The sequence below is a fragment of the Pseudomonas sp. microsymbiont 2 genome (assembly GCF_054788395.1).
Genome location: NZ_CM139112.1, coordinates 1,672,999 through 1,689,057 on the forward strand (window position 1 = coordinate 1,672,999; position 16,059 = coordinate 1,689,057).

The 16,059-nt window shown below is 63.1% G+C and carries 9 protein-coding genes, 5 tRNA genes and 1 pseudogene; 10 read left to right on the forward strand and 5 right to left on the reverse strand.

Annotation, left to right across the window (positions count from 1 at the left end):
* Positions 1-172: 172 nt before the first annotated feature.
* Positions 173-1,060 carry a protease HtpX gene (gene htpX, locus ACYUME_RS07630; RefSeq protein WP_279887220.1) on the reverse strand — a complete coding sequence of 296 codons (888 nt, stop codon included), beginning with the start codon at positions 1,058-1,060 and terminating at the stop codon, positions 173-175.
* Positions 1,061-1,297: 237 nt separating this feature from the next.
* Positions 1,298-2,509, reverse strand: a complete 1,212-nt coding sequence (locus ACYUME_RS07635) for a pyridoxal phosphate-dependent aminotransferase (RefSeq protein WP_011532857.1) — start codon at positions 2,507-2,509, stop codon at positions 1,298-1,300.
* A 168-nt stretch (positions 2,510-2,677) separates the two neighbouring features.
* On the opposite strand from ACYUME_RS07635, the gene msrB reads away from it, so the two are divergent.
* Positions 2,678-3,073: a peptide-methionine (R)-S-oxide reductase MsrB gene (gene msrB / locus ACYUME_RS07640; RefSeq protein WP_460418478.1), complete on the forward strand. Its 396-nt coding sequence runs from the start codon at positions 2,678-2,680 to the stop codon at positions 3,071-3,073.
* A gap of 12 nt (positions 3,074-3,085) precedes the next feature.
* On the forward strand, positions 3,086-3,574 hold the full coding sequence (locus tag ACYUME_RS07645) for a glutathione peroxidase (protein WP_279887214.1): 489 nt from the start codon (positions 3,086-3,088) through the stop codon (positions 3,572-3,574).
* Here ACYUME_RS07645 and ACYUME_RS07650 read toward each other — a convergent pair.
* A pseudogene (locus tag ACYUME_RS07650) lies at positions 3,564-5,917 on the reverse strand (response regulator). The gene ACYUME_RS07645 and the pseudogene ACYUME_RS07650 sit on opposite strands and share 11 nt — an antisense overlap.
* 168 nt (positions 5,918-6,085) lie before the next feature.
* On the opposite strand from ACYUME_RS07650, the gene ACYUME_RS07655 reads away from it, so the two are divergent.
* Together ACYUME_RS07655 and ACYUME_RS07660 are read left to right on the forward strand one after the other, a co-directional pair.
* Positions 6,086-6,973 (forward strand): ATP-binding protein, encoded by an 888-nt coding sequence (locus tag ACYUME_RS07655; RefSeq protein WP_279887210.1) that lies wholly within the window; start codon positions 6,086-6,088, stop codon positions 6,971-6,973.
* Positions 6,974-7,456 carry a GAF domain-containing protein gene (locus tag ACYUME_RS07660; protein WP_460418479.1) on the forward strand — a complete coding sequence of 161 codons (483 nt, stop codon included), beginning with the start codon at positions 6,974-6,976 and terminating at the stop codon, positions 7,454-7,456.
* 170 nt (positions 7,457-7,626) lie between these two features.
* Here the strand turns inward: ACYUME_RS07660 and ACYUME_RS07665 are convergent, their stop codons facing one another.
* Entirely contained in the window at positions 7,627-8,394 is a 768-nt protein-coding gene (locus ACYUME_RS07665; RefSeq protein ID WP_279887206.1) for a hypothetical protein, read from the reverse strand.
* A 392-nt stretch (positions 8,395-8,786) separates the two neighbouring features.
* Between ACYUME_RS07665 and ACYUME_RS07670 the strand changes: the two genes are divergently transcribed.
* From ACYUME_RS07670 to ACYUME_RS07690, 5 genes are all read left to right on the forward strand, one after another.
* Positions 8,787-8,862 (forward strand) — tRNA-Glu (locus ACYUME_RS07670).
* 2 nt (positions 8,863-8,864) lie between these two features.
* Positions 8,865-8,940 (forward strand) — tRNA-Gly (locus ACYUME_RS07675).
* 92 nt (positions 8,941-9,032) lie between these two features.
* Positions 9,033-9,108: transfer RNA gene (locus ACYUME_RS07680), tRNA-Glu, on the forward strand.
* A gap of 4 nt (positions 9,109-9,112) precedes the next feature.
* Positions 9,113-9,188, forward strand: a tRNA-Gly gene (locus tag ACYUME_RS07685).
* Between the two features lie 82 nt (positions 9,189-9,270).
* Positions 9,271-9,346, forward strand: a tRNA-Gly gene (locus ACYUME_RS07690).
* Between the two features lie 86 nt (positions 9,347-9,432).
* Here ACYUME_RS07690 and ACYUME_RS07695 read toward each other — a convergent pair.
* On the reverse strand, positions 9,433-14,379 hold the full coding sequence (locus ACYUME_RS07695; RefSeq protein ID WP_460418480.1) for an RHS repeat domain-containing protein: 4,947 nt from the start codon (positions 14,377-14,379) through the stop codon (positions 9,433-9,435).
* Positions 14,380-14,579: 200 nt separating this feature from the next.
* Between ACYUME_RS07695 and ACYUME_RS07700 the strand changes: the two genes are divergently transcribed.
* On the forward strand, positions 14,580-16,058 hold the full coding sequence (locus tag ACYUME_RS07700; protein WP_460418481.1) for a hypothetical protein: 1,479 nt from the start codon (positions 14,580-14,582) through the stop codon (positions 16,056-16,058).
* Position 16,059 lies beyond the last annotated feature (1 nt).

Consider the following 16,059-nt stretch of genomic DNA (forward strand, 5'->3'; position numbering starts at 1 on the left):
AGGCGTCGGACCGGTCGGAAAGGGGCGCGCAGCGGCCCCAGATTCTGAGTCACCATCGAAATTGCCGGGGCTGCTACGCAGCCCTTTCGCGACACAAGGCCGCTCCTACAGGGGGTGGCGACATGACAAACAAAAGGGCGACCGAAGTCGCCCTTTCTTGTTGCTGCCAGGATCAGCCGCGACGGCGCAGTGCGTCGATGCGTTCTTCCAGCGGCGGGTGGCTCATCAGCAGGCCGGCCAGGCCGTGCTTGAGGCCGCCATTGATGCCGAAGGCCTTCAGGGTGTCGGGCATGTGCACCGGCAAGCCTTGTTCCGAGCGCAGGCGCTGCAGGGCGCCGATCATCGCGCCGGTGCCGGCCAGTTGCGCGCCGGCTTCGTCGGCGCGGAACTCACGGCGGCGCGAGTACCACATGACGATGATGCTGGCGAGGATGCCCAGGACCAGCTCGGCGACGATGGTCGTGATGAAGTAGGCGATGCCGTGGCCTTCTTCGTTCTTGAAGATCGCCCGGTCGACGAAGTTGCCGATGATGCGGGCGAAGAACATCACGAAGGTGTTCACCACGCCCTGCATCAGCGCCATGGTGACCATGTCGCCGTTGGCCACATGGCCGATCTCGTGGGCCAGCACCGCGCGCACCTCGTCGGGCGAGAAGCGCTCGAGCAGGCCCTGCGAGACCGCCACCAGGGCGTCGTTGCGGTTCCAGCCGGTGGCGAAGGCGTTGGCCTCGTAGGCCGGGAAGATACCCACCTCGGGCATCTTGATGCCGGCTTCGCGGGACAGTTCCTCGACCGTCTGCAGCAGCCATTGCTCGTGGCGGGTGCGAGGCTGGGTGATGATCTGGGTGCCGGTGGTCATCTTCGCCATCCACTTGGAGATGAACAGCGAGACCAGCGAGCCAGCGAAACCGAACACGGCGCAGAAGACCAGCAGCTTGCCGAGGTCGAGGTCGACCCCGTTGGCGGCCATGAACCCGTTGAAGCCGAACAGGCTCAGGGTAATGCTTGCAACCAGCACCACCGCGAGGTTGGTGGCTACAAACAACAGAATGCGCATCATGGTTGTTACGTTCTCCTGACGGATAAGTTCGTTGCGTACTGCGGGGTATATAAGGGGGAGGGCGCGGCTATTCAACCGGGCGACTATTTCAAACTGTGTACGGCGGAGTATGGCAGAGGATGCCGTGAGGGCTTTGTGAGAGAGCGTTGCAGGATGTAAGGCAAAAGCATCGCGGGGCAAGCCCGCTCCCACGCTGGACAGCGTGGGAGCGGGCTTGCCCCGCGATAGCGATTTCGCTTACTGCGAATAGGTCCGCAGGAAATTGCCGATCCGGCCGATGGCCTGCTCGAGGTCATCCACCCGCGGCAGCGTCACCACGCGGAAATGGTCCGGCCACGGCCAGTTGAACGCGGTGCCCTGGACGATCAGCAGCTTCTCCGACAGCAGCAGGTCGAGCACGAACTTCTCGTCGTTGTGGATCGGGCAGACCTTCGGGTCGATCTTGGGGAAGGCGTACAGCGCGCCCATGGGCTTGACGCAGCTCACCCCGGGGATCGAATTGAGCAGCTCGTAGGTGCGGTTGCGCTGCTCCAGCAGGCGGCCGGGCGGCAGCACCAGGTCATTGATGCTCTGGTAGCCGCCCAGGGCGGTCTGGATCGCGTGCTGGGCCGGCACGTTGGCGCACAGGCGCATGTTGGCCAGCATGTCGATGCCTTCGATGTAGCTCTGGGCATGGTGCTTGGGCCCGGAGATGATCAGCCAGCCGGAGCGGAAACCGGCCACGCGGTAGGACTTGGACAGGCCGTTGAAGGTCAGGCACAGCAGGTCCGGGGCCAGCGACGCGGTGCTGATGTGCACGGCCTCGTCGTAGAGAATCTTGTCGTAGATCTCGTCGGAGAACACCACCAGGTTGTGCTGGCGCGCCAGCTCCAGCATGCCCAGCAGCAGCTCTTTGGAGTACACCGCGCCGGTGGGGTTGTTCGGGTTGATGATCACCAGGGCCTTGGTGTTCGGGGTGATCTTGGCCTTGATGTCGTCGAGGTCCGGGAACCAGTCGGCCTGCTCGTCGCACAGGTAGTGCACCGGCTTGCCGCCGGCCAGGCTCACGGCGGCGGTCCACAGCGGGTAGTCGGGCGCCGGGATCAGCACTTCGTCGCCGTTGTTGAGCAGTGCCTGCATCGACATGACGATCAGTTCCGACACACCGTTGCCGAGGTAGATGTCCTCGATGCCGACGCCTTCGATCTGCTTCTGCTGGCAATACTGCATGACCGCCTTGCGCGCGCTGAACAGGCCCTTGGAATCGCTGTAGCCCTGTGCGGTGGGCAGGTTGCGAATCACGTCCTGCAGGATCTCGTCCGGCGCCTCGAAACCAAACGGCGCCGGGTTGCCGATGTTCAGCTTGAGGATGCGGTGGCCTTCCTCTTCCAGGCGTTTGGCGTGCTTGAGCACTGGGCCGCGAATGTCGTAGCAGACATTGGCGAGCTTGTTCGATTTGCTGAACTGCATGATGAGATCCCGAGTGAGAATACGCGTTGCGCCGCCGTGCAAAGGTTTGAAAGGGCGCGGCGCGGGTGCCAGACTTGCTGTCTTGCACACGAAGCCAACTAATATACGTGCCACCCGCGCCAGGGAAAAGACAGCGCGAGGTGAAATTCAGCCTGCCGAGGTCCCACCATGCAAAAGATCGACAAAACCCTGGAAGAATGGCGCGCGATGCTCGATCCGGCCCAGTACCAGGTGTGCCGGCTCAAGGGCACCGAACGGCCGTTCAGCGGCAAGTACAACGGCGAGCGCCGCGACGGCATCTATCACTGCATCTGCTGCGACCTGGCGCTGTTCGACGCCAAGGCCAAGTTCGACTCCGGCTGCGGCTGGCCGAGCTTCTACGAGCCGATCGAAGAGGCCGCGATGATCGAGATCCGCGACACCTCCCACGGCATGATCCGCACCGAAGTCACCTGCGCGCAATGCGACGCCCACCTGGGGCACGTGTTCCCCGACGGCCCGCCACCGACCGGCTTGCGCTATTGCATCAATTCGGTGTGCCTGGACCTCAAACCGCGCGACTGAAGGAGCACGAGCATGGCCGATGCATTGCTGGACATCCCCTGCGTCACCCTGGGTGGCGAGCAGAAAGTGCTGGGCGACTACGCCGGCAAGGCGCTGCTGGTGGTCAACACCGCCAGCCAGTGCGGTTTCACCCCGCAGTACAAGGGCCTCGAGCGCCTGTGGCAGGACTACCGCGACCAGGGCCTGGTGGTGCTGGGCTTCCCTTGCAACCAGTTCGGCAAGCAGGAACCGGGCGATGCCAAGGAGATCGCGCAGTTCTGCGAACTCAACTTCGGCGTGAGTTTTCCGCTGTTTCGCAAGATCGAGGTCAACGGCCCCGGCGCCCACCCCTTGTTCGCCGAGCTCAAGCGCCGGGCGCCGGGCGTGCTGGGGACGCAGAAGATCAAGTGGAACTTCACCAAGTTTCTGGTCGACCCGCGCAGCGGCAAGGTCAGCCGATTCGCCCCGACCACCAAGCCCGAGGCGCTGAAGTCGGCGATCGAGCCGCTGCTCAGCCGCTGACCGGCACCCAGTGATCGATCAGCGCCAGCAGCTCCTCGCGGCGAAACGGCTTGGCCAGGTAGTCGTTCATGCCCGCGGCGCGGCAGCGCTCGCGTTCCTCGGGCATGGCGTTGGCGGTCAGCGCGACGATCGGCAGCTCCGGCCAGCGCCCGCTCTGGCGGATGCGCCGGCTGGCCTCGTAGCCGTCCATCACCGGCATGTTGCAGTCCATCAACACCAGGTCGAACGCGCCCTGTTCGAGCAGCTCCAGGGCCTCCACGCCATGGGCGGCCACCTGCACCTGGCAACCGAGCTTGCCGAGCATGCCCTTGGCCACCAGTTGGTTCACCGGGTTGTCCTCGACCAGCAGTATCCGCGCGCGGCGCTCCGGCGTTGCCGGCACCTCATGGGGCAGCGGCATGCTGGGTTCGCCCTGCAGGGTGCGGCGCAGGGTCTGGTACAGCGCGTTGCGCGCCAGGGGGCGGGCCAGTTGCTGTAACGGCGCCAGTTCCATGGCCTGTTCGCTGGGCAGGAAGTTGCCGTAGGCGGTCACCAGCAGGATCGGCGCCTGCACGGCGGGACGCAGGTCCAGCACATGATCCAGGTCGTCGGTGATCAGCAGGTCGACGGGGCTGTCGCCCATCTCGTTGGCCGTGTCGTGACGAACATAGTCCAGCCCCCAGCGCGGCAACAGCTCGCGCAGCAGCTCGGCCAGGCCGCTGCCACGGTTGCCCAGGGCCACCACGCGCCCGGACAGGGGGGCGGGAGGGATCGCCTCGGTGTGCGCGGGGAGCGGCAGGTCGGCGCTGAAGCGGCTGCCGAAACCGGTCTCGGAGTGAATGTTCAGGTGCCCCTGCATGGCCTTGCACAGGTTGCGCGTCAGGGCCAGGCCCAGGCCGGTGCCGCCATATTGGCGGGTGATGCCGGCGCCGGCCTGGGTGAACGGCTGGAAGATCCGCGCCTGGGCTTCCTCGGGAATGCCGATGCCGGTGTCGCAGACTTCCAGGCGCACGCCGCCGACTATGGTGGTCAGGCGCACATCGACGCGACCGAAGCGGGTGAACTTGAGCGCGTTGGACAGCAGGTTGCTGACGATCTGTCGCACCCGGGTCGGGTCGCCCAGCACCGAGCTGGGAAAGTCCGGGGCGATCAGGCAGGTCAGCTCGACGCTGGGCGCGGCGTTCTGCGAGAGCAGGTTGGCGGTGTCCTCGACCATCGCCCCGAGATCGAAGGGGATGCGTTCGAGCTCCAGTTGCCCGGCGTCGAACTTGGACAGGTCGAGAATATCGTTGAGCAGTTCCACCAGTACCTTGCCCGAGTCGTGGGCGATCGACAGCTGCTGGCGCTGCTCGGCGGCCAGGCCGCTGTCCAGGGCCAGGGCGATCATGCCGAGCATGCCGTTGAGCGGCGTGCGGATCTCGTGGCTCATGTTGGCCAGGAAGGCGGCCCGCGCCTGGGCCATGTCCAGAGCACGCTGGCGAGCCTCGTCGAGCTCCTGGTTGGACAGGCTCAGGCGGCTGTTGCTGGCCTTGAGCTCGTCGGTACGGGCCGAGACGATGTCTTCCAGCTCGTTGAGATAGTGGGTCAGGCGGTTTTCCGCGCTGCGTCGCTGCTGGATCTCGGTGGCCATGCTGACGAACTGTTGGTTGGCGACCCGCACCAGCACGCCAATTTCGTCGTGCTCATGGCCCTTGGGGCAGTCCACGCGGCTTTGCCTGGGGGTACGCGAGTCGTTGCCGCTGAGCGCGCCGATCACCGTCACCAGCGGCTTGGTCAGCATCAGGTAGAACAGCGCCAGGAGGATCCCGGTGAGCACCAGGCTGCGGGCGAAGCCGTTGACCAGGGTCACCCCGGCGCGGTCGAGGAAGCGCCCGCCGAAGGCGAAGGTGTCGACATCCAGGTAGAGGGTGCCGAGGTATTCCTCGGGCATGTGGGCCAGGAACAGCCGGTCCTGGAACTGGCGCTGCTCGCCGAACAGGAAGTCCGACAGCGGCCGGTAGCGGCTTTCCTGGCGTGGGCGCTGGATGTCGGCCAGCACCGTGTCGTTGTTGTCGATCAGCCGTGCGCGGATCACGGCGGGTGATTTCAGCAGCCCGCCGGTGAGCTCCTGGGCCAGTTCGCTGTCGATGTTGTAGGCGATGCGCGAGGCCGTGTCGTGGCTGATTTTCAACAGCGCCTGAATTTCACGGTTGATGGACGCGTCTTCGCTGGCATAATCGATGCCGATCTGGATGAGACTGAGCAATGTTCCCAGGATGAAGCCGACCAGGACTGTCAACCGGGCTTGCTTGTATGACAGGCGATTGGTGAACTTTATATCCATGGGTCCCAAGCCGGTTACTTGCTCCTGCGCTGCGCAAGCATAGCCGATCAGCCCTGGCTGCTGGCGGGTCTGTCGAACATTCAGCTTCTGACCGTGCCGGCCCCTTCGTGGGTAAACCCGCTCCCACAAGGTCGATCTCCCTCTGTGGGAGCGGGTTTACCCACGAAGGGGCCGGCACGGTATCGAAACCTGACTTGCTAGGAGCCATCATGGACGCTCGCTTCACCGCTTTTCTCGACCGCGCCGAATCTGTTCTCGCCCGCCTCGAACCCCTGCTGCCGGCCCCGCGCCCGGACATCGACTGGACTCGCACCCTGGCCGCCCGCTGGCAGCGCGACGGCCGCAGCGGTTATCTGATGCCGCTGGAGGTCAGCCTCGATATCCGCCTGTCCGACCTGATCGGCGTCGACCAGCAGCGCGAGCAACTGGGCCGCAACACCCACCAGTTCATCAGCGGCATGCCTGCCAACCACGCGTTGCTGTGGGGCTCGCGCGGCACCGGCAAGTCGTCGCTGGTGCGCGCGCTGCTGGCCGAGCATGCCGCAGAGGGCCTGCGCCTGATCGAGATCGAGCGCGACCACTTGGCCGACCTGCCAAGGGTGGTCGAGCAACTGCACAAGCTCGAGCAGCGCTTCATCCTGTTCTGCGACGACCTGTCGTTCGAGGCCGGGGAGGGCGACTACCGGGTGCTCAAGAGCGTGCTCGACGGCTCGCTGGAGCAGGCGCCGGACAACGTGCTGCTGTACGCCACCTCCAATCGCCGCCACCTGGTGCCGGAGAAACAGAGCGACAACGAGAACTGGAAGATGGTCGACGGCGAGCTGCACCCCAACGAGGCGGTGGAAGACAAGATCGCCCTGTCCGATCGTTTCGGCCTGTGGCTGTCGTTCTACCCGTTCTCCCAGGAGCACTTCCTCAACGTGGTCGAGCACTGGATCGGCCAGCTGGCGCGAACTGCCGGCCTGCGCTGGCAGCGTGACGAAGCCCTGGACATTCTCGCCGTGCGCTGGGCCACCGGCCGTGGCAACCGTAATGGCCGTTGTGCCTATCAGTTCGCCCGCTACTGGGTCGGGCTGCAATTGCTGGAGCAGAAATAAATGATCGACCTCAACGCCAGTGGCCAGGGCCTCGATGGCTACGACCTGCTGGCCGCGCAAGTACAGGCGCTGTTTGCCGACGAGCGCGACTTCATCGCCAATGCCGCGCAGTTCTCGGCCTTTCTCTACAACCAGGTCGAGGACCTGAACTGGGCTGGCTTCTATATCAACCGCGACGAAGAGCTGGTGCTCGGCCCGTTCCAGGGCCAGGTAGCCTGCGTGCGCATCCCGTTCGGTCGGGGCGTTTGTGGCACGGCGGCGGCGACGCGCGAAACCCAGCGGGTCGAGGATGTGCATGCATTTGCCGGGCATATCGCCTGTGACAGCGCGTCCAACAGCGAGCTGGTGATTCCGTTGGTCAAGGCGGGGCGGTTGATCGCCGTGCTCGATCTGGACAGCCCGAAGCTGGCACGCTTCAGCGCGGCCGACCAGGCGGGGCTGGAGCGGTTGGTCGAGGTGTTCCTCGAGTTGACCAATTGCTGAAATGAAGAAGGGGCCTGCGAAGGCCCCTTTCTATATCAAGATCGCTGGGGGCTGCTTCGCAGCCCTTTCGCGACACAAGGCCGCTCCACAGGCGACCGCGATCCCCTGTAGGAGCGGCCTTGTGTCGCGAAAGGGGCGCAAAGCGCCCCCAGGATATGTCAGGCAACCAATCAGTCGTAGATCGCCTTCTTCTTCCAGGTCTCATCCTCGTCGGTCTTGAGCCCCTGGGTCAGCGCGTTCTCGTCGTTCTCGGCAGGTTCCATCTGGTCCAGCACCTGGGCATTGGCTCGAGCCAGCAGTTTTTCCAGGTAGGTCAGCTGCTCTTCATACTGTTTGGGCTCAGGCTGCTTGCGCAGGTATTGCACGCCACGCTCGAAGGCCAGGCGTGCCTGGCCCGGCTGGCCCTGCTGCAGGGCCTGTTGGCCCAGGTTGTTGAAGAACTCGATATGCAGCAGCACCAGGATGTGGCGGATCTCCTTGACCCAGTACTTGCCTTCGTTGGTGGCCAGGAAGCCTTCCTGGGTGGCGCGCACGATCTGGTTGTGCAGCAGCTCCAGCAGGAAGCGCACGTCCTTGGCCTTGACCTCGGTCTGGATCGGCGCGGGCGGGTTGTTCACCGCAATCCGCTCACCCTGGGCGATCAGCCCTTCGAGCTCGGCGATGCGTGCCTTGAGATCGCCGCTGTGCTTGTCCAGGGCCAGCTGGCGCTGGTTGAGGTTCAGCTCCAGCCGGGTCAGCAGCAGCTTGAGCGCGGGCGTCATGAACTGGCCGGGGAAGGTTTCGGTGATTTCGCCACAGCGACGCAGGCGGTCGGCCAGTTCGACCTTGAGCCGTGCGCGTTCGAGCTTGCCGTTTTCGACCACATTGTTGAGGTAGCCGATCACGATCAGTAACGCGATACCCGCCACGATGAGCAGGGTGATCAGAAGTGGTGTCACCGTTAACGCCTCATGAAGAAGTTTTGCATCTATCGAGAGTGTAGTGAGTCCGCCCGGAGGCGAACAGTGCAGCCGGGCGGAACAACCGCACCCTGTGGGTGCGGGTTCACCCGCGAAGCAGCCGACACGGTCGCTACAGGTATCTGTATCGGCCAAAGCCCCGATTCCTACAGGGTGATGGCGCCTGGCCATGAGCTTGCCGAGCCGCCGTCAGAAAATCAACGCCAATCCCCGGACGCATCCTGCATCAGTGGGTATGACGTCGGGAAGTCATTGATTTAAATAAATTTCTACAAAGGGGTTGACGACTTTCCATGGCATCCATAGAATGCGCGCCACTTGCAGCGTAAAGCACACAGCGAAGCGCGGCAGGCAGTGAAATGTTGTAGCGTGTCCCCTTCGTCTAGTGGCCTAGGACACCGCCCTTTCACGGCGGTAACAGGGGTTCGAGTCCCCTAGGGGACGCCAATGCGGGAATAGCTCAGTTGGTAGAGCACGACCTTGCCAAGGTCGGGGTCGCGAGTTCGAGTCTCGTTTCCCGCTCCAGTTTCTCCGGCACTGCTTCGGCAGGGCAGGAAAAGAAAATCCAGGCTGAATCGCGAGGTTCATGTTCTGGTGCGCTGAAAAGCGTTGGGTATGTCCCCTTCGTCTAGTGGCCTAGGACACCGCCCTTTCACGGCGGTAACAGGGGTTCGAGTCCCCTAGGGGACGCCATATTGCGGGAATAGCTCAGTTGGTAGAGCACGACCTTGCCAAGGTCGGGGTCGCGAGTTCGAGTCTCGTTTCCCGCTCCAGTTTGAAAGGCATCGCTTCTGGCGGTGCAGGTGGTGAAGGTCTTCAAGGCGCTTCACGCCACATGCGGTAAAGCTTCACCCTGCGGGAATAGCTCAGTTGGTAGAGCACGACCTTGCCAAGGTCGGGGTCGCGAGTTCGAGTCTCGTTTCCCGCTCCAAATTGAAAACGCCACTTCGTTTGAAGTGGCGTTTTTTTTGCTTGCGATAATGTCCGATTGATGTGCCCAAGGGCACGTGCAATGCATCATTGCCGCACCTCCACGGACGAGGTGGCGGGATCCTTGTTGCTGGTGTTGAGCTGGCCTACGGCACGTAGGCCGACGGAGGCGATGGCGCCCCCTGCGCCTATCCTGCGTGGCACCTTGTTCGCGATCCTTGCCGTTGCCGTTGCCGTTGTCGTTGCCGAGACCGCGGCGGTCGGTGTGGCGATGGTGGGAGACATGCCTACCGCACCCAGCGTGCTGTTGATCACACCCGGCACCGTGGCCTGCAGCCCGGAAGACACGGAGCGTAAACCCAGCAACCGAGTCACGCTATTGGTGACAAGGTTTGGGCCAAGGATGCTGAGCATCGACGTATATCCGGAGTATTCGGCGATCTTCAAGGCTAGGGGGTTGTTGGCGAACATTCCAATCCCTTGAGATACGGTCGATATCAGGCCAGCGGCGGCGCCAGCGACGCTTACTGCGGTTCCGGAGGCGGCGGCTACGGTTGCAGTGAAGCCAACCGCGCGAGCGATCGTTGGGGCCGCTGCGCCTGCGGTAAGGACCGTGGCCACGGTCGCGACTACGGTCATGACGGCCCCGAGGATGAAACCGAAGATAGCGCCGAGCAGCGACGGTCTCGCACCCATTGCCGCATAGTTTTCCGGCGTCTGGAACAACTGGTAGGCATGACCGGTCGGGTCCCGCAGCCCGATCGGATTGCCCGCGACATAAGCATAGCGGTTCAGGTCCCCGGCCTCGAATGGGCTGAGCGAGTCTGGGCTCTGGAAGCGCCTCAACTCCGGGTTGTAGGCCCGACCCCTCTGGCCGAGCGGGTACCAGCCGGTGTATGGGTCGACGAATTCACCGTTGAAGCCAAGCAAGCATTTCAGTGGATGCATGTCCGCGCCCTCGCCGTAGGCCCCATAGGACGCCTGACGCAGGTTCTGGCCTTGGCTCTCGGCGATCACGCTGTAGTTGGCGTTGCTGCGCAATAGCAGCGGCGCGTCGGCAGCCCCGCTTTGCTGCTGGCCCAGAGGGCGGTCCTGGTCGTACAGGATCGAGGTCTGCAGCGCGTCGCGAATGGCCACACTCAGTCGGTTGTCCTGGAAGAAGAGGCGGGTTTGCGTGCCGTCGGCATGCCTGAGGGCGTGCAACTGATCATGGGCGTCGTAGCGATACTCGCAGATCTGTTTTCCATCGGGGGCCCTCACCGAAAGTAGACGGCTGCGCTTGTCGTAGCTCATCTGGTATCCGAGGTGATCATTGAGCAGATTGCCATTGTCATCGTGGGCAAGGGCAATCTTCGGGCTGGCGTCGGATGGGGTGTAGCCGACTGCCGTGAGTTGGCAGGGATCATCGCCTGCGTAGTTGAAGTACAGCGTTTCGGTAGGGGCGCCGCTGAAGTGGCTTTCGCAGCACTCGATGTTGTAGAAGGCACCATACTTGAAGTGCTGATCGAGGATCTTGCGGCCATGCCTGTCCTCGGGCAGTTGCGCGCCGTCACAATTGTACCGGGTCAACTGGCCCAGCTCATTGTAGGTGAAGGTCTCTTTCAGCAGGCTCGTCGAGCCCTGGCGCAGGTGCCGGCACGCCAGCAGGCCATCCAGACCCCAGCGTTGCTCCAGTTCCTGCGCCAGCTGACCGTGTTGCTCGAAAGTACGCATGACCTCTCGGCCCTGGTCGTCGTAGTCGATTGTCGTGGTCAGGGTTATCTGGTTGGTCTGGTCCAGGGTGGCCGTGCGCCGCAGTCTGCCGAGCAGGTCATAGGTGAATGCTGCCTGCAGGTTGCCTTGTCGGGTCAGGGACGGGCGTCCGAACTCGTCGTACTCGGTATGTTTCTTCAGCCCATCAGGGAGGGTTTCCGAGGTTTGCCGGCCCTGCCAAGACGTGGTCCGAGCAATGCTGTAGGTGGTGCCGTCCTCATTGACCCAGCACCTGGCACTCAGGCGGTTGTTCATGTCGTACTCAAAGTATTGATTTCCCTCACGGTTGCTGGCGTGGATGAGGAGGGCGCTCGTGGGGTGAAAGTCGAAAACACTCACGTCGCCGTCGACTTCGGTGTGTATCGGTGCCTGGGTCAGGTTGTGCTTGTAGCGGTAGCTGATCTTGTCGCCAGCCGCAGTACGGCGACTTTCGGGAAGCGCGCTGTCGTCACTGTAGGTGAGGGTCTCTATTTGGCGACCGATCTTGAGCTCGAAGGGACGGTCCAGTCCGTCGAATTTCTGTTCACCCAGAATGATCGGGGATGTCGAGGTTGCGGGTATCACTGAAATGCGCGTTGCCAATTCGCTGCTGCTATGGCGCGCATAGCACATGTACACCTTTGTTTGGTCAGGCCGTTCGGTACAGGTGACACGACTCCAGGCGTCATACTGGAGCTGTGTGGTGTTCCCCTGCTCATTGACCTGGCTGCGCAGGTTGCCGAGCCCGTCGTAGGTAAAGGTCTGCCTGGCCAGCTCCTGTCCATCGGCACTGAAGCGCAGGATGTGATCGGGTTCATCGAAGGGGTTGAGCCAAGTTTCGCGCAGGCTGCTGATCAGCGGCTTGGCATCGCCGGTCTGTCGCCAGGTGCGTTGGACGGGGCCGTCATGCCGAGCATGGCCGAGAGGATTGCGCTGTTCATGCACCTGAACACCGTCAGATTCTGTCGTGCAGCTGAGGTTGCCCCAATTGTCGTAAGTGAAGCGGCGTACAAGACGACGGGAATCAAGCGAGTAAGTGCCATCGCAGGCGTAGTAGGGTAGGTAATCGGTCTGGGTTTCAACCAGCCGGCGTCCGAAGGCGTCATACTCGATCGTCAGCGTGTCGAACTCTTTGGTTGGATTGTTTTGGTCGATGCGGTTGCGTTTCTCTGTCACTGTGCGTGACAACCCGTCCACCACCGTGGTGATGCAGACGCCCACGGCGTTAGTCAGGCTCTGTTCAGCGCGTTGCCCAGCGCTGGAGCTTTGGGTGTAGGTATAGCTGCGGGTCGCCTCCTCCACCTCGCCCGGTGCCACCGTCTCGCTGATCACCCGGCGCAGGGCATCGTACTGGTAACGGATCTTCACATCGTTGTCGTCATAACTGATCAGCGGCTCGCCGATCAGGATCGAGTGCTCGAGGGTCTGCACCTTCTTCGTGCCGTCATGGCCGGTGATCGTCTGCTCGGTCACCAGCACCGTCTCACCTTGGGCCAGAGGCTCGGCGCGCTTGCTATAGGCGAATTCGGTGGTGGTGGCTTCGCCGTTGCGGGTCACGGTCTGTTTTGACAGGCGACCGTGGGTGAACGGAGCGCTGGTGTCGATCAGGAGCTCATGCACGGTGACTTCCAACTCCGTCTCCTGCTGCAGGCCCTCTGAGTCCAGCCCGACCTGCACCAGGCGCTCCTCGCAGACCTCGTTCCACCCCCTGCTCTCGCTGTTGCGCAAGGGTTGGTAGTGGCGGTAACGGTAGCGTTGGCGCAGCACCGGCGCGTCGGGGTGGGCGCTGCTGGGGGCCGGGGTGGTGGTCAGGCTCTTGAGGTGGCGCACGAAACCTTCCGGGTCCGGCGGGCTGTCGCTGCCGTCGCCCGCGGCCGGGTACCACTCGCTGGTCTGGGTCACGCCTTTGACATCGGTCTCGGTATGCAGGTTACCGTCCTCATGGTAAGTGCGCTGGCTGGTCTGTTCGCTGCGAGTCCGTACGTGCTCTTCGGTGTCCGGTCCGGTCCAACTGCTGGTGACGGTGCCAGGCAACTGGCAGTAACGCGCCTGGTCCTTGAATGCCACGTTCGCCCTGAGATGGTAGCTCGTGCTTTGCTCCTGATCGGTGAGCACGCTGCGTTCGTCGGCGCCCAGGTGCCGGGTGCGCTCCTTGGTCATCAGATGGAACTGGTTGAATTGGCGCTGGATCTTGCGTACCACCTTGCCACCGACCAGCAGCTGCTCCACCGAGCCATACAGGTATACGCCGGTGTAGCGGAACAGGTTGTCCAGGCCGTCGTTATCCCAGCCCAGGTTCAGGTTGGCACCGAGAAAGTTGTTGCCGACCTGGTAGTCGCTTCCGGCATCCTCGAGCGTGTAGCTGTAGCGGGTGTCGATCGGCGGCTGCCCGCTCCCAGGGTCGACCAGGTGCTGGCTCACTCGTGGCAGGCGAGCCGGCGGCTGCAGGGTCAGGTCGGTGGGCGGGATGATGTGCGCGGGATTGTCGTCGGCGAACGTGCGCGGGAATTCGTGGGCATCGGTATAGGTGAGGGTTTCATGGCCACCGGTGGGGGTGAAGACTTCCTTGATGCAGTCGTAGCCCAGGTTCAGGGCGTCTTCGTAGCGCAAGCGCCAGGAGGCGTTCTCAGCGGTGGGCAGCACCAGTTCCTCGACGCGCTGGCTGTTGTCCAGCTTGAGGGTGAAGACCGCCTGCTGCTCGCCCTCGGGGTTGAAGCGGAAGATCACCTGCTGGTTCGTGCGCTCGACCAGCAGTACGGGGCGGGATTCGAAGTTGTCGTCGAGGTAGGTGATCGACGCCAGGCGCGTGTGCACGTTGAAGCCGGTGTAGCTGAAGCGCAGGCGGTGCCCCTGGGCCGAATAGACCTCTTCGGGCAAAGCCAGGGCATTGTCGCCGACGCCCTGGGTACCGAGCACCTCGACCAGGCCGGAGCGGTGCACGAGGCGATAGCGCTGGTTGCCTTGGTCATGCAGGTGGAAGCTGTCGAGTTTCTGCTCCTGCAGGGTGAAACGACCCTGGCCGGGCTCGGCCTTGAACACTTCGCCGTCCAGGGTGGAGACCACGCCGGTACTGGGCACGAACTGCGAGAGCAGCAGGTTCCAGCCCTTGCCGTAGCCCGAGTCGACGGTGTTGAGCGGGCTGAAGGTCAGGGCCAGTTGCAGGGGGGGGCCCTGCAGGTCGTTGGCCTTGACCTCGGGCAGGCGGATGCTGAGGGTGTACAGGCCGGTACGCGGGTCGACGCCGCCTTGCAGGTAGCTCATGAAGTTGAAGGCGTTGGAGTGCACGCTGGAGTTGGCAGCCATGGCGGTTCCCCGAGGGTCGCGAGAGGTCGGTGCGTCGCTGTGTTGCAAGCACCTGAACAGGCGTTCGATCGCGAAGCTAGCAAAGGTCGCGAGCGCCGGCAGCTAGCATTTTTGTCAGTTTCTCGCGCCAGCCGCTCGGTCTATAACTCGACCAGCGCCTCGAACAGAGGCTTCCTTTTCTCGAAAAGCCGGGGCACACCATGAGTCGACGCAGCCACGACATGTCACCGATGCCGTCCGCGGATGCTTCATCCGGCGCTGCCGGTTTCCGGGCTCCGGTCGAGCGGAGCGTCGTCCATGTCCGGCACCTGCATGCACACCACCTCGACCTGAAATTGTTCAGCATGGACGTACTCCTGAGTGTCCTGCCCTACGAGGGGATGATCCTCGGCGATACGGTCAAGGTCTGCTTTCAGGGGATTACCAACGATGGCGAGCCTTTGCTGGCGTCGCTGGAGCTGACAGCCGAGGTCGAGCACCTGGATTCGCCCCTCACGTTCGAACTCGAGCGTGAACGGATCGAAGGCCTCATCGGTTTTTCGGCGCGGTTCCACTACATCGTTTCAGCGCTCGATGACCAGGAGCCGCTGCGCAAGTCGCAGCCCGTGACGATCCGCATCATCGACAACGACCCGCTGCCGAGGCTATTGCCCCAGCCAGCGTTCGATGGCCTGGAAGGTCCAAGGATCTACCCCGTCGAACACGAGCAGGGCGTCACGCTGCTGTTGCCCGCCACGGGCAGGCAGCCGGGTGACGAAATCCTGTTGTATATCGATCAGGTTGGCACCGGAGGTACCAACACCCTGCTCGAGCAGCGATGGTTGCGAGTGGAGCAAGCACAGGCAGGCCAGGCGAATCTGTCAGTGGCATTCGCACATGGTTGGCTGAGTAGTCACGTTGGCAAACAGCTCTCGATGACCTGGCAGCTCATCAACCCGTCAGAATCGAGCATGAGTGCTTCGCGAAGTGTCGAGTTGGTGGCCGCGCGCACGCTTTCGGCGCCTGTCGTAAAGGACGCAGTTCGGAATAATGACCGTTTCGTAATCAAAGCGATGGACCTGCGCAAAGGCCTTACGATCGCTGTACCCGCGGACACGGACACCAGCGATGGTACCGTGACCATGCACCTGCACGAGCTCGGAGTGGACTCTTCCGGGTATGACGGGCGGCCGGGTGAGACGCCTTCCTTCTGGTTCGCCCCGGAAAAGGTCGGCGGTCTGCTCCAGAACCATGTGCAGGTGTTCTACCGGTTCACGACCCGCGCCGGCACGCCACAGCGCTCGGACTTCGTATGGCTCGAAGGGGAGCCCTTCGACGTCAAGCATTTCCCCTATATCCAGTGCGATCTGGCAAGTGGCCGGCCCAGTCTTTCCCTGGCCTCGGTGCCGAGCGAAGGCGCCCCCTGGCACCTGGAGGGTTGGCCACTGATGGGGGTGGGGCAGACCGTCATCATCAAGGTCCTGGGGGGCGATCAGTCCGGACAGGACAAGGAGTTCGTCCTGCGTGATACCCCCGTGGACGAAGCTGAACTCACTGCTCAATGCCTGCAAGGCGTGTTTCCCCGCAGCGAGCTCGAACAGTTGAAGTTGAGCGAGAAGTTCACCCTGCAGGTCGAGGTGTGCTTCAACGGCCTGCGCGCCTATCCGCTGCGCCCTGTCCACATCCTGCTGGTCGCGTGAC